The following is a 23,063-nucleotide window of genomic DNA, read 5'->3' as shown; positions in this document are numbered from 1 at the left end:
CCGGCGACGCCCGTGCTGTCATCCCGGGGAGGCAGCCGCCCCGTACTGCTGTTCCATCATGGAGAGTGAAGAGGAGTCCCAGGAGGCCGGCGCTCAGGCCAGCAGGACATCCTCACCCGCCGTCACAGGGACGATCCGCTCGGCCGACGGCGCCTTGGCCTTCACCGGCGTCCCGAAGTTCGAAAGCGTCATCGTCGTCATGGCCTTCACACCGCCGAAGCAGGACAGCCGAACCTGAACGGCGCGCCCCTTTCCATCGACCCACACGTCCGCGTAGACGGGCATGTCGTCGCCCAGCTTTTCGCGCAGGTCGTTCAGCCCTCGCTTCGTCTCCGCGGTCATCCGGAGCGTCGCGGTAACGTGGTCGATCGTGCCCCGGTAGTGCACCGCAGGGCTGCCGTTCACCTGTTCCTTGCCCTCGTTCGAAACCTGCCGCATCGCCTTCACCTGGCGCAGCAGGTGCTCCGGGTCATTCAGCGGCGCCCGCAGGAAATAGCGGGTGAGTGCCTCGCTGCGAACGGCCGAGGCCCAGCTGCCCTCGCCCACCTGCCGCGAGCCCCGCACATAGACGGTGTCGCCGACAAAGACCTCCTCGACGGGATCCATGCCACTGTCCTCGAACTCCACCGTTAGCCGGCCCCTGTCACCCGCCAGGTCGAACGAGCCGTCGATCGAGAAGACGTAAGTCCTGGGGCTGTCGGCGGACTTCAGCTCGATCTTCTCGTCCACGCGGGCGCTGTCAGCGCTCGTCCGCTCGATGGCGGCACGCACGGCCGCCCCATGATCCACGGCCTTCTCCGCGCTCTCCTTTGACCCACTGTCCGCGCCGCCGGAGCAGGCGGTGCACAACAGGAGGACAGCAGCGGAGAGGAGGTGGGCGCGGCGCATGTGTTCTCCGGGGAAATCGTTATTGCGGCGGGGGGAGGCCCAGGAGGGCCTGTAGATCGTCGCACGAAACCGGTTACGGGACCCGAGAGTTTCGGCCTTGGCCTTGTCCACGAGAACGGACAGCAGCTCTTCACCACTTCGGGAGGCTTCAGAGACCGACGAGGAGTCGACCGGGTGAGGACCGCCGCGAAGATCGGCGGCGCGATCCGGGCCAGGGGCCTGCCGCAGGGACGAGAATCGGCCCGAACAGGGGAGCCGTGTTCCGACCAGGGATGCGGTCCCAGAGGGGCGCGAAGGCCTGGTCCGAGACCGCTTCCCTGCGAGTACGTACCTCTGCCAGGGCACGGCGTGGATACCTGCGCTGTGCTGGTCAACCGTTTGGACCAGATTCCTCACGGAATTGTCGAGGCGATCCCACCGAGGACGGTCAGAGGCTCAGAGGGCTCGTTTCGGTGATGCTCGCCCAGTCGTTCTCGGGGTTCGCCCAGAAGGAAATCTTCAGATAGCGGGCGTCCACGGGTCCCGCGGTGAAGAGGACGGTCTCGGGCGCGGTGGTCGTCCCCGAGCTGCGGCCTTCCCACACCTTGGTGTAGGAGACGCCGTCCTGCGATGCATGGATGGTGTAGTCGTTCCATCGCAGGTCACCGCGGTGCCAGGCCACCGTCGCGCCGCACAGGTGGCGCTGCGCACCGGTGTCGAGGATCAGCGCGGCGCCGAAGCCCTGGCCGGACCAGCGGGTCGTCAGGTCGCCGTCGACGGCGTTGGCGGGTGGGTTCGCCGCTTCGTAGGTGGTGGCGGTCACGGCGGTCACCGGTGCGGCTCGCGTGCAGGTCCGCTGCGGTGCGACGTCCTTGTGAACGGCGCGCTCATCGCCCAGGCGCAGGGCGTCGTAGTACATCACGCGCTGTGTGGTGCTGGAGGGGGCGCCGGTGTTCCAGTCCCACTTGTAGATGCCGAACTTGAAGTAGGGCGAGCGGGGGCCGCCGTCATGGGTGGCACCGGTGCGGTTCACGACGCGCTCGCCGTTCTTCCAGACCTGCAGCACACCGCTGCTGTCGGTGCGCCAGGTGACGTGGAAGACCCAGTCCACCCAGACACCGGTGGTATACGCACCCAGATCGAGGAACTGGCCACGGAAGTCGATCTTCCAGTGTCCTTCGTCGGTCAGTAGCGCCAGGGGCGGTGAGCCGCCCGGGCAGCCGGTGTCGCACTGGTGCCATTGGCTCACGATCTCGGCCGAGGTGTCATGGGCCCAGCTCGACGCCAGATTGATGCTGAAGCCGTACCACCGCTCGGCGTTCGCCGGCTGCTCGTCGCGCTGTGATATCTCCGCCCGTTTGCTGCTGGAGACGACCGGATCGGTCTTGCGCAGCTCGAACCGGGCCGCGTGGGAGCCGTCGCGTGTGGGGGCGGTGACGTTGGTGGCGCCGTACGAAGTGCCCCATTGCTTGAGGAAGGTCGCGGGGGCGGTGGCCGGGAGCGTACGGTCCGCCGCCGCTTCCCAGTCGAGGGTACGCAGGACACCGATGGGGTCGGACGCCGCCGGCTGTGCGGGCGATAACGCGAGGGCAGCGGTCAGTGCAGCCGTGACAACGGCCAGGAGCCAGGCTCTTGGGCGCGATGGTTTCATGGTGCGACTCCTTCCAGGGACGCTGAACGAACAGTCGCGGATGCGCGACGTCCGATGGCGGGCCCCGACTCTTCCGCCGGGAGAGGGTGCGGGCAAGGCCCGGCCGCACGGCGCGCGGGAGCATCCGGGCCCCGGCCCGCACCACCGACCGATCGCTTACGCCGCCGCCGACGATGGTCGTAGGCGTTGCGCGACGCCACGTAGACGACGGGGCGCGGCGAGCGGCCCTGCCATTCGCAGGCAGCGTGGATCTTCGTGGTCAGCCCACCGCGGGACCGGCCGATCGTCTGACCCCGCCAGAGCCACTGTTCGTGCCCCGGCAGCGTGCCGTCCGCCGACCAGCGGCGGTAGGGTTCCTGGTTCGTCCTCGCCGGCCCGTAACCTTCGGGCAGGTCGGACCAACGCCCCGCACTTTGCGGACACGCCCCCATGAACATGACCGGCCGACCGCCAGACGCAACCGCAGCCGTGCGCCCTGAGGTGGCAGAAGCAGTGGGTGTGACGACTGTGTGCGATCGCCTCAGCCGTGTTGACCTGACGGCTTTCCCGGGACGCCATGGCCGCCCGGCGCCGCCCTTTTGTCTGGGGGTGGGGTATGAGGACTGCGGCCGTATCGTGGTTGGCTCCGGCGTGCGCTGACGGATACTGCACAACCATTGTGCGAAGCCTTGTGCTCCAAGTAGGACTGTCCGCCGACCGTTCCCTTATTGACGGTATGTCAACATCGAGAGACCGTTTCAATGGTTTCGGCGTGGCTGCTTGTTCCTTCCACCAGGCATTCAGAGAAGATCTTTCTGCTGCCGGGCCACCGAACGGCTGCGGTGTCCGTGCGGTGAGAACGAGCAGTGGCATTGCCTGAGACCTTCACCTGAGCGTGGTTCCTGGTACGTCGATACGCAGCTGTCTTGCATCCCCCGGGGCCCTGTTCAGAACCGGTGTACGGGTGCCAAGGAGGAAGCATGTCGTGGAGTCATCGCAGCATCCGGGTCGGCAAGGGCCGAAGATGTCTGGTGGTCGTCCTGGCGGCGGCTGGGCTGTTCGTCGCTCAGGGCACCGCATGGGCCGGAGTGCCGACGTTCGCGTCGCACGTCGAGTACGGGACCGGCGGTGCACCGGTGGCGGTGCGGGTGGCCGACTTCGATGAGGACGGTAACGCCGATCAGGTCACGGCCAACTTCGACGACGCCACGGTGTCGGTGCTGCTGGGCAACGGGGACGGCACCTTCGACACCAAGGTCGACTACGGGGTGGGCAGCGTCCCGGACGGAGTGGAGGTCGGCGACTACGACAAGGACGGCAATCTCGATCTGGTGACGGCCAACACCGGTGACAACACGGTGTCGGTGCTGCTGGGCAACGGGGACGGCACCTTCGACACCAAGGTCGACTACGGGGTCGGCACTTCCCCGTACAAGGTTGCCACGGGCGACTTCGACGAGGACACCAACCCCGATCTCGTGGTCACCAACATCGAGGACAACACCGTGTCGGTGCTGCTGGGCAACGGGGACGGCACCTTCGACACGAACGTCGACTACGGCACGGGAACATGGCCCTACTCGGTCGCGGTGGCAGACGTCGACGAGGACAGCAACGTTGACCTGGTCGTCTCCAACGTCGGGGACAGCACCGTGTCGGTGCTGCTCGGCAACGGGGACGGCACCTTCGACACCAAGGTCGACCACGGCACGGGCGCCCAGCCCACTCGGGTCGTGTTCGAGGACTTCGACGAGGACTCCAACGTCGACATAGCGGTCGCCGACCTGGAGGACAGCACGGTGTCGGTGCTCCTGGGCAACGGGGACGGCACCTTCGACACCAAGGTCGACTACGCCACGGGCGCGGGCCCCATCGCGCTCGAAGCGGCGGACCTTGACGGTGACTCCGTCCTCGATCTGGTGACGCCGAACTCATTGGGAGAGTCTGTATCCGTGCTGCCCGGCAATGGTGACGGCACGTTTGCCACCAAGGCGGACTTCGGCGTCGACAGCGCCCCGTTCTCCGTTGCGGTGGGCGACTTCGACGAGGACACCCGACTGGATGTGACCACCGCCAACTACAGCCCGGACACGGTGTCCGTCCTGCTGAATACCAGCTCGTAGCAACGCTGACGTCCCTGGCCTGGGCCGGGTCGTCAGGCAACCGAGTGGATGATCGTCCCGGTGTAGGTGCCTGTCACGGCGGTGACAGGCACCGACACGTTCAGCGTCGGCTGCCAGATGACAGAGCTGGAGGTCGAAAGTGTGGTGGTGTAGCCGAACGCTTTGCGGCCGCTTTCGAGGGGTTGCGCGTTGTTCGCGGTGGGCTGGCCCGGAGACCAGTTCCCGGGGCCCGTCTTCGACACCAGCGGCCCCGACCAGTACGAAAGGTTGCTGCGCGCAATGGTCTCGGCGGCCGTGCCGGCGCCTGTGGTGAAGTCGCTCGCCGCCACCGTCGCTGACCATTCACGGACGGCGACGGAGTTCACCCGCACCTGACCGAGCTTCACCGTGGCCGTCCGTCCCGCTTCCACCGACCCGAGGTTGGCCGTACCGGGGGCCGTGATGGAAGCGGCCATCCGTGCCTGGGGAATCAAGAAGACCCCCGTCGCGGCCTGCGCGCGCCGGCCATTTCCCGGGGGCCAGAGTAGACAGCTCATCAGCAACATCACTGCCGTCCCGATCCGCACAGGCAGTGCGGGCCATGACAGGTATCGCGACGCCACCCGGATTCCTTTCTGGGTCACCGAAGCCGGAACGCCTCCCCCCTTCGTCGGCTCCTCGGGCGGGGAACTGACGCCGACCGACCGTCGGCGGCTGGATCGTGGGGTGCAACGGTTCAAACTGCCCAGCGGCGCTCAGGCCTGGCCGGTGGAGGCCCTGCGGCGGCGATAGCTCATCAGCGACAGGCCGGCGCCACAGGTGGCCAGCACACCGGCCGAGGCGTACCAGAAGCCTGGTCCCGACGCCGTGATGATCGTCGCGAGGCTGGTGCCGCCGGGGGCCGGGAAGGTCAGCCGTGCCGACAGGGTGTGCTTGACCGTTCCGCTCTCCAGTTCCAGTCGAGCGGTCCATGGTCCTGCCGGTAGCCGCTCGTCCAGGCCGTCCACGCTGACCGTGCCCCGTCCGCCGGGAGGCAGCGTCGTGCCCTGGGTGACGGGCCGATTCGGTGAGTCCAGCCCGCCGGGGCCGTCGAGAAGGCGGAGCTTGCCTTGCAGATCCAGGGCTCGCTTGCCCGTGTTGTGCACGTGGGCGACCACACTCGGTCTGCCCTCCTTGTCCCGGCGGGCCACCAGCTTGGTGATGCGGAAGTCGGCGTATTCACCGCTGTCACTGATGTCCAGATACACCCGTGTACCCACCCGCATAATGGAGCCGATGTTGTGCCGGGCATCGGGCGGAGTCTCGTTCTGCGCCCACACCACCGCATACCGCTCTCCCGGCGCCGCCTCCTTGGGCACCCTGATGGTGACCTTCGCTTCGGCCTTCTCCCACGGTTCCAGCACCATCACACCCGGTCGAACGCTGGTCCACTCGGACAATGCGTTCGGAGTCCTGCCGTCGGCGAAAACAAACCGGTTCTTCGCGATTTTCGCCGCAGCCGCGTACAGCTTCACCTCACGCCCGGTATCGGACTGGTTGGCCACCTCGAACCGGCGCTCGATCGTCGTTCCCGGCTTCAAGTGGTCGACGATGTACTTCAGCGCACGCGGATCATCTCGCCTCACGACAGGCGCTTCAAGAAGCCGGAACCCGATATACCCCGCATCGAGCCCGTCGTCGGACGACGCCGACACGGCCGCCGCGGGCACGCAGAAAAAGGCGCCGGCCGACACGGTCACAGCCAGGGCCACAGCCATGAGCTGCTGCAAGGATGTCGCTGCTCTGCGCACGGCGTCGACCCCTTCAGGCCACCGAGTGGGTCACAGTGCCCTGATAATCACCAGAGACACTGGCGGCTGGGACACTGACCGTCAGCGTGGGATTCCAGGCGACGGAATTGGCCCCGTTACCACTGGCCCGGGCGAACGCCGTGCGAGACGCGGCCAGGGTGCCCGCAGTCCCGGGTGTGAACGGGGGGTTGACCGGATTGATGGCCGCTCCCGGATCGTAAGTGACGTTACCGCCAGTGATCGTCTCCGCAGACGTACCGGCCCCCGTGGTGAACGGCGCCGACAACGACACCGTGGCCGTCCAGGTCGTGTTGAGCTGGGACCGCTGGTCATTCACCGCCACATTGCCCAGAGCGCCGGTAGCCTGACCGCCCGGTGCAGCAGCGGAGAGAGAGGCGTTTGCCGGCGCAGTGATGGTCAGCCCCGTCGTGGCCGTCACAGTGAACGTGGTCACGGTGTCGACAGCCGACGCCGGCATAGAGGCGGCCATAACCGCGCCGAACGCGCCCGCACAGGCAATCGCAGCATTCCGAAGGCGCATACCCGCTCCTCACGCACATGATCACCGAACAGATTCATGCATATCCGCCCCTGGCAGCGAGGAACCAGGAATTAACCGTTTGATCACGCTATTGGACTATCAGACGGGACCGGTGGCATCGGCGGCTGTGTGACAGGGCGATCCAGAGACGGGCGCAGCGTGTCTGTGGCCCGGGCGTGGTGCTGGTCGGTGGGCGTGGCGGCCGACGCCGTGTTGCGGTCGGCGTGAGAGTGCGGGCAGCGACGTTGTTCGCAGCCCTTCAGCCTGCCGAAACGTCGTGTGTCACCTCGCGGGCTTCGGTGAGGGCTCGCTGCCTGAGATTGGCGCCGAACAATTGGATCGTTGTGGCGGCCAGGATGTCATCCCTGCCGATGGTCCACCCGTCTCCCCTGCGTGCGGACAGCTTCCGGCGAGAATCCTTGAGGAACGGGCCTGGGGCCGGTTCGCCCGACATCGCCAGGGTGACCGTGCCGATACGTTCGGCCCCGCGCACGACCAAGGCCGCGTCCCGAGCGAGGTCTGTCAGGAACACGCTCGCAATTCCGTCCAGCTCGCGGACCATGGCTGGGATGGCCGTCGCCTTCTGGCTCCGCAGCAGCTTCTTGACCCCGGCCTCGAACCGGTGGGCGCCGACCACAGCACTCTGCTTGCGCGACCTGCTGCGTTTACGGGAAGGCACGACGACACCCTCTGCGTCGTACAGGACACCGGTCAGGCCCTTAGACGTTGTTTCAGTTGGTGAGTCGGCGGTAGCTGATGAGGGCTGCGGCTATGCCAACGAAGGCCAGGAAGTGCTCGGCCTTTCGCTCGTAACGGCGGTGCAGCCTTCGGCATCCGGCCAGCCAGGAGACCGTTCTCTCGACAACCCAGCGGTGTCGGCCGAGCCGCGTGGACGACTCAACGCCCTTGCGGGCGATGCGGTGGCGGATGCGACGCTCACGAAGCCACTTCCGCAGGTGGTCGTAGTCGTAGCCCTTGTCGGCGTGGAGCTTGGCCGGGCGCCGGCGGCGCGGTCCGCAGCGGGAGCGGATCGGTGGGATGCCGCGCACGAGCGGCTGCAGGCCGAGGCTGTCGTGCATGTTGGCGCCGGAGATGCCCAGCGACAACGGCACGCCGTTTCGGTCGGTGATGAGGTGGATTTTCGATCCCGCCTTGCCGCGGTCGGTCGGATTCGGTCCCGTCAGTGGCCCCCTTTTGCCGCCCGGACGCTGACCGAGTCGATCGCGCACCGCGACCAGTCCAGCTCGCCCCGGGCGCCGAGTTCGTCGAGGATGACGCGGTGCAGCCTGGCCCAAACCCGGTCCCGGCTCCACCGGGCGAAGCGGCGGTAGACGGTGGGCCAGGCCGGCCCGAACACCGGCGGCAGCTGCCGCCAGGTGCAGCCCGAGGTGGCCACGAAGATGATCGCCGCCAGGCACTCGCGGTCGCCGGCCCTCCGTTTGCCGCCGCCCTGCGGGCGTATGACCTCTGCCGGCGGGACCACCCGCCGGAACAGCGTCCACAACTCGTCCGGTACCAACCGCTCCACCAGATCCGTCATGCACGACTCAACGAACGATCACGCCATTAGAAACGGCGTCTTAAAAGTCGGGCTGTGGTCGTACCACTTGTTCCCCACCTCGAGCTCGACGTTCCGGTCGATCGCCGAGAGAAGGTCCTCGGGGATCAGCTTCTCCCGGAGGTTTGCCGCCGCCGCTGTCTTCGCGCCGTCGATGATCTCCATCAGCACGGTCCGCGTCACCGACGCGGCGGCCCACGCGGCCGACCGAGAGATGTGCATCGGGGTCACGTCCCTGAACACCGCTTTGACGAGACAAGGCTTGAATGGCGGGGCATCCATGGCCGAGGCGGTCTTGGGACCGCTGAGCTCAGGGCGTACGGGCTGGGTGGCCATCGGAAGAGACGCTCCCTGCTTTCGTGGTTATGAAAGGCCCACACTTCACCACGTAGACGGCTCTCTTCTCTCATCCTCCGTCGAACGGCACGAGGTCAAGGGCCCCAGAGGCGCATTCCGACGGGCGGGGCGAGTCATCTCCAAGGCGGAGACCCGGACGGCGGACGGGCCGAGCGTGCCACCATTCGTCAGGCCTTGAAGGGGCTGACCGCGCCGTCGGGCCAGCCGGGCATTGGATCGATCACCCCGCCCTACGGTGCGGTACCGGGCTAGGAAGTTGTCCTATGCGGTTTGCCGCGCGCGTTGGCCTGCCGTGCCGGTGTCGATATCGGGCGCGGCGAACGTGGACCGCCTCAGGAGGGGCCGAGGCGGGCCAGCACATCGTCGGCCAGCTCCCCCGGGCTCAGCTCGCCGTCCAGGAACACGGTGTCACTGGGCAGGGTGTCCACTGCGGCCATGCACGACTCGATCTTGGACTTGCACCACGTGCGCACCCGCTCATCCTGCACGGGGTCGTCAGGCGTGAAGCTCCGCCCGTCGATCCGCTTCACCAGCACATCCTCGGAAACCTTCAGGAAGAAGTGGTGAGCCGGCATCCCCGCGTCCTTCAGCGCGCCGAAGATCTCCTCGGCATAGCCGGGGTTGACCAGCGTCATGGGCACCAGGACGGGCCGCTGATACTCCTCGACGAGTCCCACCGCCAAGTCCGCGACCTGCCGCCTCCACAGCCGCAGATCCTGGAAATCGCCCGTGGGGACCTCCACGATCTTGCGCAGCACATAGCCGACCATCTCCGGGTCATAGACCAGCGCCTCGGGCCAGCGCGGACGTAGTTCATCCACCAGCGTGCTCTTCCCGCTGCCGAACGCGCCATTCACCCAGACGATCACAACATCTCCCCCTCGATGGCACACCCCGCGGGGGCACACCCGTCCCCCAAGCCACACACCGCGACGCGAGGCGCGAGGGCGGGGCCGAAGCACCCTGACAGATCATGCCCGAACGATCGCCAAATGGGCGGAAACTCAATGACGCCAGTTCCGACGCACGAGCAAAGCCTGTCCCCCACGTCCGACACCCGCAATCTGGCAGGAGCGTCACTGTGGTCAGCATCGTATTCGGCTGCGATGACTCAGGGTGAGCCCGGGATCAGCAGCCCCGAAGCCGATGATGGGGTAGGAGAGTTCGGTGTGGCGGCCTGCTGCGGTGAGAGTACGACAGTGAAGGGCGCAACCGCGCCGCATTCAGCATGAGCTCGGCGGCTGATCGATCTGCGGCTGGCGTTGGAGGCGCCCGACGGCGACAGCGTAAAGTGGCGGGGTGGTTTCACTTGCCGGCTCGGCGGCCCTGGACCTGCTGGATGCTCATCTTGAGGCACTGTGGAGCGGGGCGGACACCGCGCTGCCGCCAAAGCTGCTGGGTCTCGCGGCGGAAGAAGAGGACGAGCTCGTCCATTGGGCCCTCGGCCGGCTCCGAGGCGTCCCGCGTGAGCCGAAAGACGCCTTCGTCCGGGAAGTCGGCGGTTTGCTGGTGGAGTTCCGTTCCCGCCGTAGCCCCTGGAACGCGGCGGTGTCGCGGCTGCTGGACGACACGTACACCTTCGTGGCCACCGGTCCCCGAAGGCACGAGGACTGGGCGCACGACGTCCATGCCGTGCTGCACCGGAAGGTCGCGGATCCCCGCGGCTGGGTCCGGCTGGACTCGGACCGCACCAACCCCGCCCGCCGGACGGTGCCCGCGTATCCTTTCGACCCGCCGGATCCGGCGGATTTGCCCTCCCGTCTGTACCCCCTGGAGACGGAGGCGGCGGTCGCCGCGCTGGCCGTCATGGCGGAGGAATGGCAGGGAGAGTCAGACCCCGTCCGCTCCCGCCCCGACCGGGATGTCCTGCTGGCGGATGCCCGGTTGCTGCTCGACCGGTACGGGTCCGGCGCGCGCTACTGGACCAACGCGAGGGCCGCCGCCTCCGATCCGGCACCGGACTTCCTGGCATCCGGCCTTCAAGGCACCGCGTCACACTGCTTCCACACCCGCCAGTACATCGCCGGCCTCGACATATTCGAGGACCTGGGTGTGATCGCTGTGAACGACGAAGAGACAGGCGTCTTCTGGTCGTTCGGGGCGTACTGACACCCCTCACGGGACACGCTCCCCCGCCAGGACGGCACTTCCTACGGTCGGAGGCCCGGCGACGGGTGTGTTGAGGGCGTCTGGGCGTGTTGGGCGGCGTCGGGGCTGCGGCAGGTCGGCGCGCGACTTCGCCGGTGCCCGACTGATGTGTGCTCACGCCGCTCACCAGCCCAGTTCCGAGTAAGTACGGCCCTCGGCGATGCCCAAGATTGCTGTCCGGGTGTAGGGGACGAGCTGGTCCGGGAGCTGCCGCTTCGGCCACCATCGCCAGGCCTGGCACTTGTCGGGCTCGCGGACCTCGGGAGTGCCCTTCCACCGGCGAGCCCGAAACACCAGCTGCATCAAGGGCTGTCCGCCCGGGGTGTCCACGACGTGGACGACGTGCGCCAGATCCACGTCCGCGGGATCGATGACCAGACCCGCTTCCTCCCATGCCTCGCGGAGCAGACACGCGATCGCGGACTCCTGCTCGCACCGCCCGGCCAGGTAGTGCCAGGTGCCGCCCGCGTATCGGGATGCGGAGTGGCGCAGGCCCAGGAGCACCCGGCCCTCGTCGTCCTCCAGGTGAAGATGGACGCCGATGCCGTTCAACACGGTCCGGCTGTCCCCGCCCCACAACGGAGGGGTCGCGGTCGGCGGGCCGTCGGAGGCCCTCTCGGCCGCGTGTCGGCGAATGAGGTCCCGTGTAGTGGGACACAGACGTAAGCGGTCCAGCTCGTCGGGTGTGAACCAGCGCAGCAGCACCCCTTCGTGCAGCCGGAGCCGGTCGGGGTTGCCGCGCCAGCGACCGGTGAACACCTGAACCGGGACGCTGAGACCGTCGACGCTCGTGGTCTCCTCCACGACGTAGGGCTCCAGGTACTCCAGAGAGAGGTCGGGGACCTCCTCGGACAGTTCACGCAGCAAGGTGGCCTCGAGGCTCTGATCGTCATGTGCGCGGCCGCCACCGAGAAGGTCGAACGCCCCAGACCCCCAAATGACGCCGGGCTTGTGATCACGCAGATGGAGCAGGTAGCGGCCGGCGTCGTCGTGAACCAGTACGGACGCGTTCACCGGCTCCGGCTGCCCGTCCAGCTGCGCGTGAAGAAGTTTCGCGCGGAGCGTCGGCGAGGTGACTTCCGGCAGGGCCAGCCAGCGGGCGCCGGACACTTCCTCGTCCTGCAATGTGATCGTCGGTGGTTCCTCACCAATGAGGTAGAAGGCGTAGCGGAAGTCGTAGTGCTGGTGCGCCGGTTCGCCTTTGGCTGGGCTGGCGTCGATGTCGTGGATGTCGATGTCGATCGGAGTGCCGAGCATCTGCCGGGTCAGGCACAGGGCGCCCGGCGCGAGGCCGGCTTCCTCCCAGACCTCGCGCAGGGCCGCGGTGAGCAACGTGCGGTCCCCGGGTTCGATATGGCCGCCGGGGGTGAGTAAGAGGCCGCCGGTGGCCCTGTGTCGGATGTGCAGAACCCGGCCCTGGCGGTCGATGACGACAGCGCTGCAGGTGACGTGCCCGGGCAGCGTCGTGCGGCAGGTCACATCGAAAGGGCGGTCCAGGCCGGCGAGCAGCCCGGCCAGGGCATCCCGTTCACCAGGATGGCGGCCGAGGTACGTCTCGAGGGTCTTGCGAATCGCGGAAGAGCAGGGCGGCATGAGGGTCATCTCGCCTTCGATGTGGGGTAGTTCTGAGGGCCGGGTGTGGGATTCCGCGCAGCAACGCAGCGCATCGGGCTCGACGCGGACCATGAGCGTCCGGGCGTCCAGGCCGCTCTTGCCCTGGCGGCGAATTTGCTCGCAGATACGCCGCGCCGCGTTCATCTGCTCCCGCCGGCTCCAGTCACCGGCCGCGCGGCCATCAGCATCGGCACTGCTGACGTTCACGGCGATCGTGAGGGACGCGCGAACGCCATCGACGACGTCATCGGTCATCGGGCCCGAGCAGCTATGCGTGAGATCGTCATCCGCAGTATGGAGACTTATCAGGCTTCATGTTCCAGGGTTCGTCACTGACCAAGCGCACCCCTGTGGGCTTCTGTGTCCAGTCTTCCGCCTCTTTGATGAGCCCTCCGCTGTCTCGGCGCCATACTTTGCCGTTGGGGTCCAATACTTCCAGTCGGAGTCTGCTCAAATCTTGCTGAGTCAGATGTTTCCTCACCCAGGGTTCCTTGGCCGACATGGCGCTTATCAGAAGTCCGGTGGGAATGTCGAACTGCTGGCATGGTGGGAGTGCCTGGAGATCCCACCACACGTCAGGACTCTTGAGGACGAGGCGCATGTCCATGATCCGAGTACTGCCATTGACAATGGTCAGTGAGTTCATGCCCCGGTAGAAGTCCACGCGCCGCACATACGTCGACTTGTCGCGTTTGCTGGCCTGTTGCTGCTCATCCTTCGCGCGCGACTCGGCTCGGATGGCGCGCCTCTCCTCCGATTTGGCTCGCTGCTCGGCTTCGACAGCACGTTTCTCCTCTGTGATGGCTCGTTGCTCAGCCCTGATGCCGAGAACAAGCCCACCCAGGGCTGCCAAGACGGTTACGACCGTCGCCGCGATCGTTCCAAGCCGAGCCATGTCCATTACCGGGGAGGCGGAAGTGTCCTCCGCCTCGTCATCGCCCTGAGGCTGTCCCCCGTCGGGATCTCTCGTGTCTTCGTCCTCGCCTGATGCTCGTACCCCCTCGCCCGGACTGGCACCTGTTGATGGGGCCGAAGGGTCGTCGTTGGGCGTAGACAACCTCACATCATCGTCGCCGCGCTGTCCTGCCGTGCTCTGGTCATCGGACGATGACCTCGCGGATTCCCCGCTTCCGCCGGAACTACGGTCTTCATCGCTAGGTGCAGCCATGACTCATGGCTGTCCCGGCAGCGGATCATCCAAGCGCTGTATTCAGGGGAAACATCTTGGAATTCGTGCCGCACAAATTACCTGACGCGCCGTCAAACCGGGGTGGAGCCTGCTGGACCGCCCCGGGGTCCTGGTGGCAGTTGGAAGGCCATTTCCCAGATCGGCGAACTGCCGTATGCCTGGGGTCGTCGCGATCACCTCGAGCGTGCTGTCAGCACCTTTGCTACCGCCGACCTCGCGGAAGAGCACCCGGATAGACGCGACGTTCATGACCGTGTTCTGTGGACGCCACAGCACCCTGGTGCCCGCACGGGGCCATGTACGGAATCTTGAGAGCACAAGCAGCGCATGGCAGGCTCATGCCGCATGATCGATTCATTCGCGAAAGACAGCCTGCACGGGAGACTGCGGCGGGACCGCGAGGCGCTGCTCTGGAAACTCGACGGCTTGTCCGAGTACGACGCCCGCCGGCCGTTGACCGCGACGGGGACCAACCTTCTCGGCCTGGTCAAACACGTGGCCACCGTCGAGGCCAGGTACTTCGGTGAGGTCTTCGACCGCCCTTGTCCGGAACCGCTGCCCCGGTGGCAGGACCACAACGGCAGTGATCTGTGGGTGACCGAGGACGAAACCCGCGAACGGATCATCGGGTTCTACCGGCGTACGTGGGAACACTCGGACGCGACGATCAACGAGCTTCCCCTCGACGCCCCCGGCCACGTGCCGTGGTGGCCGGAGCCGTATCCCAACACGAACTTGTTCGCCGTCATGGTCCATGCCTCGGCGAGTCCATCCGGCATGCCGGGCACGCCGACATCCTGCGCGAGGGCCTCGACGGCCGGACCGGGGTGCGTGCCGAGAACGAGCAGCAGATCGACGCGGAAGCGCGTGCAGCCTACTGCGCGAAGATCGAGCAGGCCGCGAGGTCGGCCGCACCAATCAGCTGACACGGTGTCTCACGTGACGTGATGTTGGCCCGGGGTCGGCCTGGGGCACAGAGTGCGTTCGGCGACGGGCGCTTCGCGACGCGCGCCCTACGTCGCCGCCTGACAGGTCGGGACGCTTCCAAGCGTTCCTCAGCGGACTTTGGCGGCTGTCTTAAGGCTTCTTGAAGATGACCTTCGAACGGATGTCTGCGCCCCGGCCGGGTCCTAGGCTCTCGAACACCCCCCACAGGTCCGGTGGCCGCGATCGCGGCCACCGGATTCGGGGCCGAGTCAATCGACCGACCAACCGAGGTGTCCTGCATGGGTTCCCGCCGAGCCGCTCGTCCGTCCCGCTTCCACGCCCGCCCCCGCGGTGGGCCGAAGACGCGCGGTCCCGCGCTGGCCATGGGAGCCGTCGCCGCGATCGCGGGAGTCGGGATCACCGTGGCCGTAGTGAGCGGCGAGGACGGTGGCTCGTCGGACCGGGTCGTCGCGAACAGCACGGACAGGACGCCGGGCGCCGGGGACGCTTCCGGTAAGGCTGCGCCGCTCGCCTCTGCTTCGGCGAGCCCGAGCACCACGGCGAGCGGCTCGCCGAGCGCGAAGCCGAAGGAGAAGCGGAAGAAGTCGGCGAGTCCCACCCCCCGTGCACGGAGGTCGACCGTCCCCGCGTCGAAGGCACCGGCGGGGACAGCGGCGAAGAGCAGCGGCGGCGGAGCGGCGAGCGGTTCCGGCAGCAGGCTGCCGGGCGGCACCGGATCGGGCTCCGGGTCGGGCTCCGGGAGCGGTGGCGGGCCCGAGGCGCAGGTGCTCGCGCTGGTCAACAAGGAGCGGGCCGCGGCGGGATGCTCGCCGCTCACGGCCAACGACCGGCTCACCCGGGCCGCCGACGACTACAGCGACGTCATGGCGAGCAGCGGCGTGATGTCCCACACCGGCCCCGACGGCTCGACGATGACGACCCGGGTCGAGGCGGCGGGATACCAGTGGTCGACCCTGGGCGAGAACATAGCCCAGGGTCAGGCGGACGCGGCCTCGGTGATGAAGTCCTGGATGAACAGCCCCGGGCACCGCGCGAACATACTCAACTGCTCGTTCAAGGAGCTGGGCGTGGGCGTCCACTTCGGTGACGGCGGCCCCTGGTGGACGCAGGACTTCGGCGCCGGTCGCTGACGCCGGTCATCAGACCTCGGTGCCGGTCCCGCCCGAGTCGGCCAGTACGAATGACACCCGCACCCGGGCGCCGCCCAATGGCGCCCGGGTGATCGTCAGTTCGCCGTCCGCCGCGCGGGACGCCCGAGCCACGATGTCCAGGCCCAGCCCCGTCGAACCACCGACGCTCACACCCCGCGTGAGCGCTGCGTCGGGGTCCGCCACTCCCGGTCCCGCGTCGTCGACCGTGAGGAACACGTGACGGTCCGCCCGCTCCACGCGCACGGCGAAGGCGGTGCCCTCCGGGGTGTGCCTGAAGACATTGCCGATCAGGGCGTCGACGACGGCCGCCAGGTCGTCCTCGGGGAAGGCGACGGGCACCAACCGCGGCGTGAGGGAGCGCTCGTAGGGCCGTCCTTGCTTGGTGGCGAGGACCGACCAGAAGTCCAGACGCATGGCGACCACCTCGGCGACGTCGCACGCCTTCGCCGCGCCGGCCGCCGTACGGGCCGGCCGTGCCGACGCCAGCGGTGTGCGGGCCGCTGCGATGATCGAGTCCAGTTCGCTCTCCAGCTGGCCGGCGGCCTCCGCGACCCGCCGGGCGCTGGGCGTCGACCCCATCCGGTCGGCCTCCAGGTAGAGGGCGGTCAGCGGGGTGCGCAGCCGGTGCGACAGGTCTGCCACCAGCTCGCGTTCGACGGCGAGCAGGTCGAGGACGCGGTCGGCCATGGTGTTGAACGCCGCACCGGCCTCCCGCAGTTCGGGCGGGCCGTCGGGTTCGACACGCGCGTCCAGATCGCCGGAGCCCAGAGCCAGTGAGGCACTCTTGAGACTGCGCGACGACCGGACGACGCGGGCGCCGAGCCGGTCGGCGACGAGTACCGAACCGCCGACCAGACCCAGCGCGAGCAGCACCATGACGCCCCAGGAGGCGGCCACGCCCCGGGTGAGGTCTGCGGCGGGCACGAAGGCCTCCACGACCGCGACCCGGTCGCCCTGAAGGACCACGGGCTGGAGGTAGACCCAGCCGCCGGTGGTGTCCACGGCCAGCGTCTCGCGTCCGCGCACGGCCCGGTTGAGCGCGTCCCGGGGCGCGTGCGGCGTGCCGACGAAGCTGCCGTCGGGCAGACGCACGGCCAGCTGGTCGGAGGAGCCGAGCTCGGCGACGGCCTGCTGCACGTCGGCGCGCCGAGTGGTGAGGGCGAGCACCGGGGACAGGGCTGACGCCCGCTGCTCGGCAGCCGTGGTGGCCCGGTCCCGTACCTGTTCGCGTACGAGGAGGGCGAGGGGGATGAGGAAGGACAGGGCCACCATCGAGGTGACGGCCAGGGCGATCCCGGCGAGTGCGCGTCTCATGGCGAACTGACCAACTTGATGCCCAGGCCGCGAACCGTGCGCAGATAGCGGGGCTTTCGCGCCTTCTCGCCCATTTTGCGGCGGAGTGCGGAGAGGTGGACGTCGACCGTCTGATCCTCGACGTACGGCTGCTGCCACACCTCGGCGAGTATGCGCTGGCGGGTGACGACCTGGTCGGCGTGGGCGGCGAGGTAGGCGAGCAGATCGAACTCGCGGCGGGTCAGTGGAAGTTCCCGGCCGGCCAGGTGCGCGGTGCGTGCGGCGGGGTCGATACGCAGGTCCGCCACCTGCAGGACGGGCCGCCGGGCCGCCTGTACGTCGGCGGGCACGGACCGGCGCAGCACGGCGGCGAGCCGGGCGGCGAGCTGGCCGCCGGAGAACGGCTTGACCAGGTAGTCGTCGGCCCCCGCGTTGAGCAGCCGGATGATCTCGCTCTCGTCGTCACGGGCAGTGGCGACCAGGACCGGCACGCGGGAAATGCCCCGGATCATGCGCAGCACGTCGAGGCCGTCGAGATCGGGCAGCCCCAGGTCCAGCACCACGATGTCCGGCGGGCTCTGGGTGATCTCGCGCAGCGCCTCGAAGCCCTGGTGGGTGGTCCTGACCGCGTAGCCGTGCCCGGTCAGGACCTCGATCAGCGCGGCCCGGATGACGGGGTCGTCCTCGACGACAAGTACAGAGGCCATGAGCGAGCACGTTAGCCGGTCCGTCACTATGGTGCCGTGTCCCGTCTCCTGCGCTACCTGATCATATGGCTGGGCTGCACGGCAGCCAGCGTCACCGCTGTCATCCTCACGATTCACTTCGTGGTGGGGTCGACCCGGCCGACCGCCCCGGTCGCGCAGTCCGCGCCGAGTGTGCCCCTGAAGTCCCCGCGGCCCGGCCCCGCCACCACGAAGCCCTCCCCCAGTCCGTCGGCGAGCAGCCGCAGGCCCAGTCCGCCGCCCCGCAGCAGCGAGCCTGCGGCCGATCCCAGCCCGACACCCAAGCCCACGCCGACGCCCACGGCCCGCACCAGCGCGCCGTCCGTGCCGGCCGGCTCGGACGGGGCGGGATGCCAGGAAGGCGGCGCCGGCGTCTACACGGTGCCGTCCGAGGGAGGCAAGGCCACCGTGCGGTTCGGCGACGACGCGGTGTGCCTGATCTCGGCGGTACCGAACCAGGGGTTCACGGTGAGCACGAGCCGGACCGAGGCGCAGACGCTCACAGTGACGTTCTCGGGGAGCCGCCACCGGTCGGAGATCACCGCCACGATCCAGCCGCAGAGCCGGGCCGACGTCCGCGAGGTGTCGTGGTGACGCCCCTTTAAGTGAACGCACGTGAGGTCACCGGTTCGCCCCGAAGATGTCAGGGTGTCGAGCATGACCGCCCCGAGCGAAAGCCGTTCCCGTGCCGAGGAGTTGGAGAGCTGCATGCCCCCGTCTGCGGCCGGACCGTGAACTGACGAGGAGCGCATGTGGCTGGACCGGGCCAGGAAACGTTGGTGTAGGCCGCCCGTCTGGAGGCCGCCGGCGGCAACCGAGGACACCGGGCATGCCGCTCACCCAGGCAGGAGTACGTCTCCTGCGACCGCTCGGGTTGCCGGTGTCGCGTCAAGCGTCCTCCAGAACCCGAACGAGTGCCGCCCGTCCCACGGGCCCCCAGTGTGGCTTGCCACCGGGAGGACCCCGCTCTCCGTTCTGCCCCATGAGCATCAATAAAAGGCTCCTCATAGCGGCCCGCCCACGGGCGCGCCGGATCGCCGCGGCGTCTGCTTGCTTGTACATGTCGAAGAACCGTGAGGCCGTACCCGCGGGAAGAAGCACCCTGTTCCTGGGATGAGCGCCGCGGTCCGTTGAGATCGGTGCTCCGGCGGGCGCCTCCACGGGGAGCGCTTGGCGGAAACCCGCCAGTGCGTCTGCCGCGTGGCCGCCGCGACTGATCGAGCCGTGGTCCAGTGGCTCGCCGGGAACCCACCTGGATGTGCCGCTGAAGGGGCTGCGCAGCTGAGTCGCCGCCCCTCCCCGCACAGCTCCCATCGATGGTGAGTCGGGTGCGGGGCCGCTTCTCATCCACTTCCGATCTGCACACTCTGTTCGGGCAAGTAACCGTGCGATCAGCGCCACGGGGCTGTAGTCGCCTAGAGCAGCTATCCCATTCGCCGACAGCAGGGCCTTCCGATGCCAACCCAGTGATGCAGCTCACACAGGACTCAGGGAAGGTCGAGCATTACTTGCCTGTTCGAACAAGTAATGACCTCGGGGGGTGCACCCGCGCGGTCGTCTGAACCGCTTCCCTTCGCCGTGAAAAGAGATGATGATGTCCAAGGCATTCGAGACCTACGAGCTGGGTGGCACGCGCCTGTCCAACCGTCTGGTCATGGCCCCGATGACTCGCAGCCGCGCCTACGGGCCGGGGCAGAGCCCCACGCCGTTGATGGCGGACTACTACGCGCAGCGTGCCTCCGCCGGGCTGATCGTCACCGAGGGGGTCCAGCCCTCCAGGGTCGGCCAGGGCTACCCCGACACCCCCGGCATCCACACCGCCGAACAGATCGCTGCCTGGCGCCGGGTGACCGACAGCGTCCATGCCCAGGGTGGTGTCGTCTATCTGCAGATCATGCACACCGGACGGGTCGGACACCCCGCGCTGATGGGCTTGCAGCCCGTCGGCCCCTCCGCCGTCGCGGCCGCCGGCCAGGTGTACACGCACGAAGGTCCCAAGGACTTCGTCACCCCGCACGAACTGACCGACGCCGAGATCCGCGCCACCATCGCCGACTACGTCACCGCCGCCCGCAACGCCGTCGAGGCGGGCTTCGACGGCGTCGAGCTGCACGGCGCCAACGGGTACCTCATCCACCAGTTCCTCGCCCCGAACAGCAACCGGCGCACCGACGCATGGGGCGGAAGCCCGGACAAGCGCATCCGCTTCGCCGTGGAGATCGCCAACGCCGTCGCCGAAGCCGTCGGCGCGGACAAGGTCGGCTTCCGCCTCTCCCCGGGCAACCCCTACAACGACATCGACGAGTCCGACACCGCCGAGATGGAGGCCACCTACACCGCCCTGGTCGAAGCCCTCGCCCCGCTGAACCTGGCCTACCTGCACCAGCTGGAGGCCCCCGGAGTGCGCGACCTGACACTCCGGCTGCGCAAGGCATGGCCCTCGACTTTCATCCTCAACCCGTTCACGGGCCGGGAGCCCACCGGACCGGCCGAACTGGAACTTGTCGAGGACGGCACCACTGACCTGCTGGCCTACGGCGCCCTCTTCCTGGCCAACCCCGACCTGCCCGCCCGCCTGGCCGACGGTGGACCGTTCAACACGCCCGACCCCGCCACCTTCTACGGCGGCGACGAGAAGGGCTTCACCGACTACCCGACGCTCGAGGAAGCCCGCGCCTGACGGTTCGGCGACTGGCCCAGCCCCCTGGGCTTGCGGAACCTGATGGCGCATACCCTGCTCTCAGGAGGCAGACCTGGAAGCCTGTGTGCGGGAGTCGGCGGCGTCGGCTCCCGCGTGCAGGCGCCGCGAGGACGGCCGCACGTGAGAAGCAGAAGGAAGCACCGTGGAATCCGAGGCAATGCCCGAGGTCCCCGAGACCGGGGAACTCCCCGAGGCCGCACGCCGCGGACCGATCAGCCACGCGATCTTCCGGGTGGCCCGTCTGCACCGTATGCTCGCCGGCCAGCTGCTGCGCGAGGTCGGTCTGCATCCGGCCCAGGAGCTGGTCATGATGCAGTTGTGGGACCGCGGCAGGATGCGCCAGACCGACCTGGCCCGGCACGTGGGCGCTGATGCCGCGACCATGACCCGCACCATCCAGCGCCTGGAGAAGGCCGGCTTCGTGCGTCGTGTGCGTTCCACCAGTGACAAGCGTTCCGTCCTGGTCGAGCCCACTGCCGCCAGCCAGGCTCTGCGCCGACAGGTCGAAGACCTCTGGGCCCGCCTGGAGGACTATGTGGCCGGCGATCTCACGGGTGCCGAACTCGGTGAGACCCTCGCCGTCCTGGAACGCCTCGAAACCAACCTAGCCGCCCACGCCGGCAACGCCGGCGACGCAGAGAATTGACGTGCTCCGGGACTGACTCGCGGGTGGCGGCATCGGCACGTGCATCGCCGGCTTCCTCACCGGGGCGGGCGGTTCAGACCCTGCGGCCGTTGCCCGCCTGCCGCGCGCAACGGCGTCGGCGCTCGCCGTGCCTCGTCAGGACAGCACAGCGAGCGCCGGTCGAGGACCCCTACTCGACGATCTTCAGCAGCTTGTTCGCCGTGCCCTGCGAGGGGTTGGAGATCTTGTCGGCTGTGGCGCCGTCGGTGAGGGCCTTGGCGACCTGTTCAGGCGTGGCGTCCTTGTGACCCGCCAGGTAGACGGCCGCGGCGCCGACGACGTGCGGCGTGGCCATGGACGTGCCCGAGATGGTCTTGGTGCCCTCGTCGCTGTCGTTCCACGAGGAGGTGATGTCGGAGCCGGGGGCGTACACGTCCACGACCGCGCCGAAGTTGGAGAAGTCCGACTGCTTGTCGTCCTTGGTCGAGGAGGCGACGGTGATCGCTTCCTTGACGCGGGCCGGGGAGCCCTGGCCGGCGTCCGCGGATTCATTGCCGGCGGCCACGGCGAAGGTGACACCGGACGCGACGGCCTTGCGTACGGCTTCGTCGAGGGCCTCGTCGGCACCGCCGCCCAGGCTCATGTTCGCGACGGACGGGCCCTGATGGTTCTTGGTGACCCAGTCGATGCCGGCGACGACCTGCTCGGTGGTTCCGGAGCCGTTGTCGTCGAGCACCCGGACGGCGACGATCTTCGCCTTCTTGGCGACACCGTGGGACGTGCCCGCGATGGTGCCGGCGACATGGGTGCCGTGGCCGTTGCCGTCCGTGGCGTCGTTGTCGTTGTCGACGGCGTCGAAGCCGGAAGCGGCCCGTCCCCCGAAGTCCTTGTGCGTGGTCCGTACGCCGGTGTCGATGACGTACGCGGTCACGCCCTCGCCCGCGCCGTCCGGGTAGGTGTACTTGCTGTCACCGGCGGTGTCGGCCTGGTCGAGGCGGTCGAGGCCCCAGGACGGCGGGTTGTCCTGCGTGGCGTTGATGCTGAACTTCTTGACCTGCACCACCTTGGCGACCGACGGGTCGGCGGCGAGGCGCTTGGCCTCGGCGGACGAGAGGCCGCCTGCGGAGAAGCCGTCGAGGGCGGCGCTGTAGTTGCGCTGGAGCTTGCCGCCGTACTCCTTGGCGAGCGCGCTCTTGTTCACCTTGTCGTCCAGCGTGACGATGAAGGTTCCCGGTACGGCTCCCTTGGCGCCGAGGCCGTACACGGTGCCTTCTGCGGGGGCGGGTTCCGGAGCTATCTGCGCGTGTGCCGTCCCGAAGGTCGTCAGGGTCGCGACGACAGCCGTGGCGGTGAGGACCTGCATTCTGCGTGTGAATGCGCGAGCTGACATCTGAGGGTTCTCCTCGTCACTTTCGTGGGGGGTGTGGGGGGTTCGGACCGGAACTGCGTTCGGCCCGCCTAGAACCTGACTCATTGATGTGCGCAGATCAAGAGCTTCACGCCAACCCACGCCGTCTCAGCAGGTCAGCAGCGCACGAATCGGCCACCCTTCCCGGCGCGTTCATTCCTCACATGCCTGACGCTCATACGGACGTTGTGTCGAGAATGTGTGACCATGCGTCCGGAGGGGCGGTGGCTTCGAACAATCTGGGTAGACAGGGCCAGTTCCGCAGCAAGCGATTTCGGACCGGCAGTTCGTAGAATCCGAAAATTGCTGCGGACCGCGTCTCGCAGCATGAACCAGACCGATTAGTTACCCCGGCCTGACGCCCCCCGCGCGATGTGCCCGACGGCATGTGTTGCCTGCCTCAACGACTCGCTCGC

The 23,063-nt window shown here is 68.1% G+C and carries 19 protein-coding genes and 4 pseudogenes; 7 read left to right on the top strand and 16 right to left on the bottom strand.

The window, feature by feature from the left end:
• Positions 1 to 93: 93 nt before the first annotated feature.
• The 3 genes and pseudogenes from ACIQU3_RS21125 to ACIQU3_RS21115 form a co-directional block, all read right to left on the bottom strand.
• Complete coding sequence (locus ACIQU3_RS21125) at positions 94 to 999, bottom strand: LppX_LprAFG lipoprotein (protein WP_403927045.1); 906 nt, start codon at positions 997 to 999, stop codon at positions 94 to 96.
• 316 nt (positions 1,000 to 1,315) lie between these two features.
• A complete protein-coding gene (locus ACIQU3_RS21120; protein WP_403927042.1) occupies positions 1,316 to 2,518 on the bottom strand; it encodes a heparin lyase I family protein in 1,203 nt (400 codons plus the stop codon).
• 221 nt (positions 2,519 to 2,739) lie between these two features.
• A pseudogene (locus ACIQU3_RS21115) lies at positions 2,740 to 2,919 on the bottom strand (IS5/IS1182 family transposase); the annotation flags it as partial.
• 558 nt (positions 2,920 to 3,477) lie between these two features.
• Here ACIQU3_RS21115 and ACIQU3_RS21110 point away from each other — a divergent pair.
• Positions 3,478 to 4,620, top strand: coding sequence for an FG-GAP repeat domain-containing protein (locus tag ACIQU3_RS21110; RefSeq protein WP_403927039.1), 1,143 nt, complete (start codon positions 3,478 to 3,480; stop codon positions 4,618 to 4,620).
• A 32-nt stretch (positions 4,621 to 4,652) separates the two neighbouring features.
• On the opposite strand, the gene ACIQU3_RS21105 is transcribed toward ACIQU3_RS21110, so the two are convergent.
• The 7 genes and pseudogenes from ACIQU3_RS21105 to ACIQU3_RS21075 form a co-directional block, all read right to left on the bottom strand.
• Positions 4,653 to 5,222 (bottom strand): hypothetical protein, encoded by a 570-nt coding sequence (locus tag ACIQU3_RS21105; RefSeq protein WP_403927037.1) that lies wholly within the window; start codon positions 5,220 to 5,222, stop codon positions 4,653 to 4,655.
• Between the two features lie 132 nt (positions 5,223 to 5,354).
• Positions 5,355 to 6,368: a peptidase gene (locus tag ACIQU3_RS21100; RefSeq protein ID WP_403927034.1), complete on the bottom strand. Its 1,014-nt coding sequence runs from the start codon at positions 6,366 to 6,368 to the stop codon at positions 5,355 to 5,357.
• A gap of 34 nt (positions 6,369 to 6,402) precedes the next feature.
• Positions 6,403 to 6,930, bottom strand: a complete 528-nt coding sequence (locus ACIQU3_RS21095) for a hypothetical protein (RefSeq protein WP_403731234.1) — start codon at positions 6,928 to 6,930, stop codon at positions 6,403 to 6,405.
• Positions 6,931 to 7,189: 259 nt separating this feature from the next.
• Positions 7,190 to 7,657 (bottom strand): annotated as a pseudogene (locus tag ACIQU3_RS21090) (hypothetical protein); the annotation flags it as partial.
• A 4-nt stretch (positions 7,658 to 7,661) separates the two neighbouring features.
• A protein-coding gene (locus tag ACIQU3_RS21085) for an IS5 family transposase (RefSeq protein WP_403737808.1) occupies positions 7,662 to 8,470 on the bottom strand; the annotation gives its coding sequence in 2 pieces (ribosomal slippage) (positions 7,662 to 8,120 and positions 8,123 to 8,470; 807 coding nt in all).
• Positions 8,471 to 8,509: 39 nt separating this feature from the next.
• Positions 8,510 to 8,824, bottom strand: a pseudogene (locus tag ACIQU3_RS21080) (hypothetical protein); the annotation flags it as partial.
• Positions 8,825 to 9,177: 353 nt separating this feature from the next.
• Positions 9,178 to 9,714: an AAA family ATPase gene (locus tag ACIQU3_RS21075; protein ID WP_403927031.1), complete on the bottom strand. Its 537-nt coding sequence runs from the start codon at positions 9,712 to 9,714 to the stop codon at positions 9,178 to 9,180.
• Between the two features lie 430 nt (positions 9,715 to 10,144).
• Between ACIQU3_RS21075 and ACIQU3_RS21070 the strand changes: the two genes are divergently transcribed.
• On the top strand, positions 10,145 to 10,954 hold the full coding sequence (locus ACIQU3_RS21070; protein ID WP_403927028.1) for a hypothetical protein: 810 nt from the start codon (positions 10,145 to 10,147) through the stop codon (positions 10,952 to 10,954).
• 162 nt (positions 10,955 to 11,116) lie between these two features.
• On the opposite strand, the gene ACIQU3_RS21065 is transcribed toward ACIQU3_RS21070, so the two are convergent.
• Positions 11,117 to 12,814, bottom strand: a complete 1,698-nt coding sequence (locus tag ACIQU3_RS21065; RefSeq protein ID WP_403927026.1) for an NUDIX domain-containing protein — start codon at positions 12,812 to 12,814, stop codon at positions 11,117 to 11,119.
• A gap of 76 nt (positions 12,815 to 12,890) precedes the next feature.
• The gene (locus ACIQU3_RS21060; protein ID WP_403927023.1) at positions 12,891 to 13,502 is read right to left on the bottom strand and encodes a hypothetical protein; all 612 of its coding nucleotides are present in this window, start codon (positions 13,500 to 13,502) and stop codon (positions 12,891 to 12,893) included.
• Between the two features lie 639 nt (positions 13,503 to 14,141).
• On the opposite strand from ACIQU3_RS21060, the pseudogene ACIQU3_RS21055 reads away from it, so the two are divergent.
• A pseudogene (locus ACIQU3_RS21055) lies at positions 14,142 to 14,722 on the top strand (DinB family protein).
• Positions 14,723 to 15,022: 300 nt separating this feature from the next.
• Positions 15,023 to 15,874, top strand: coding sequence for a CAP domain-containing protein (locus ACIQU3_RS21050; RefSeq protein ID WP_403927020.1), 852 nt, complete (start codon positions 15,023 to 15,025; stop codon positions 15,872 to 15,874).
• Between the two features lie 9 nt (positions 15,875 to 15,883).
• On the opposite strand, the gene ACIQU3_RS21045 is transcribed toward ACIQU3_RS21050, so the two are convergent.
• From ACIQU3_RS21045 to ACIQU3_RS21035, 3 genes are all read right to left on the bottom strand, one after another.
• Positions 15,884 to 17,209 carry a sensor histidine kinase gene (locus tag ACIQU3_RS21045; protein ID WP_403927017.1) on the bottom strand — a complete coding sequence of 442 codons (1,326 nt, stop codon included), beginning with the start codon at positions 17,207 to 17,209 and terminating at the stop codon, positions 15,884 to 15,886.
• Positions 17,206 to 17,895 carry a response regulator transcription factor gene (locus ACIQU3_RS21040; protein WP_356447073.1) on the bottom strand — a complete coding sequence of 230 codons (690 nt, stop codon included), beginning with the start codon at positions 17,893 to 17,895 and terminating at the stop codon, positions 17,206 to 17,208. The genes ACIQU3_RS21045 and ACIQU3_RS21040 overlap by 4 nt, the downstream gene beginning before the upstream one ends.
• Before the next feature lie 113 nt (positions 17,896 to 18,008).
• Complete coding sequence (locus tag ACIQU3_RS21035; protein WP_403927016.1) at positions 18,009 to 18,215, bottom strand: hypothetical protein; 207 nt, start codon at positions 18,213 to 18,215, stop codon at positions 18,009 to 18,011.
• A 22-nt stretch (positions 18,216 to 18,237) separates the two neighbouring features.
• On the opposite strand from ACIQU3_RS21035, the gene ACIQU3_RS21030 reads away from it, so the two are divergent.
• The 3 genes from ACIQU3_RS21030 (at position 18,238) to ACIQU3_RS21020 (ending at position 21,260) form a co-directional block, all read left to right on the top strand.
• A complete protein-coding gene (locus tag ACIQU3_RS21030) occupies positions 18,238 to 18,507 on the top strand; it encodes a hypothetical protein (RefSeq protein WP_403731202.1) in 270 nt (89 codons plus the stop codon).
• Between the two features lie 1,000 nt (positions 18,508 to 19,507).
• The gene (locus ACIQU3_RS21025) at positions 19,508 to 20,593 is read left to right on the top strand and encodes an alkene reductase (RefSeq protein WP_403731196.1); all 1,086 of its coding nucleotides are present in this window, start codon (positions 19,508 to 19,510) and stop codon (positions 20,591 to 20,593) included.
• Between the two features lie 178 nt (positions 20,594 to 20,771).
• A complete protein-coding gene (locus ACIQU3_RS21020) occupies positions 20,772 to 21,260 on the top strand; it encodes a MarR family winged helix-turn-helix transcriptional regulator (RefSeq protein WP_403927133.1) in 489 nt (162 codons plus the stop codon).
• A gap of 169 nt (positions 21,261 to 21,429) precedes the next feature.
• On the opposite strand, the gene ACIQU3_RS21015 is transcribed toward ACIQU3_RS21020, so the two are convergent.
• The gene (locus ACIQU3_RS21015; protein WP_403731193.1) at positions 21,430 to 22,629 is read right to left on the bottom strand and encodes a S8 family serine peptidase; all 1,200 of its coding nucleotides are present in this window, start codon (positions 22,627 to 22,629) and stop codon (positions 21,430 to 21,432) included.
• Positions 22,630 to 23,063: the final 434 nt, after the last annotated feature.

It is taken from the genome of Streptomyces sp. NPDC101110 (assembly GCF_044759525.1).
Taxonomy (GTDB): Bacteria; Actinomycetota; Actinomycetes; order Streptomycetales; family Streptomycetaceae; genus Streptomyces.
This window is presented reverse-complemented; position numbering and strand designations above follow the sequence as displayed.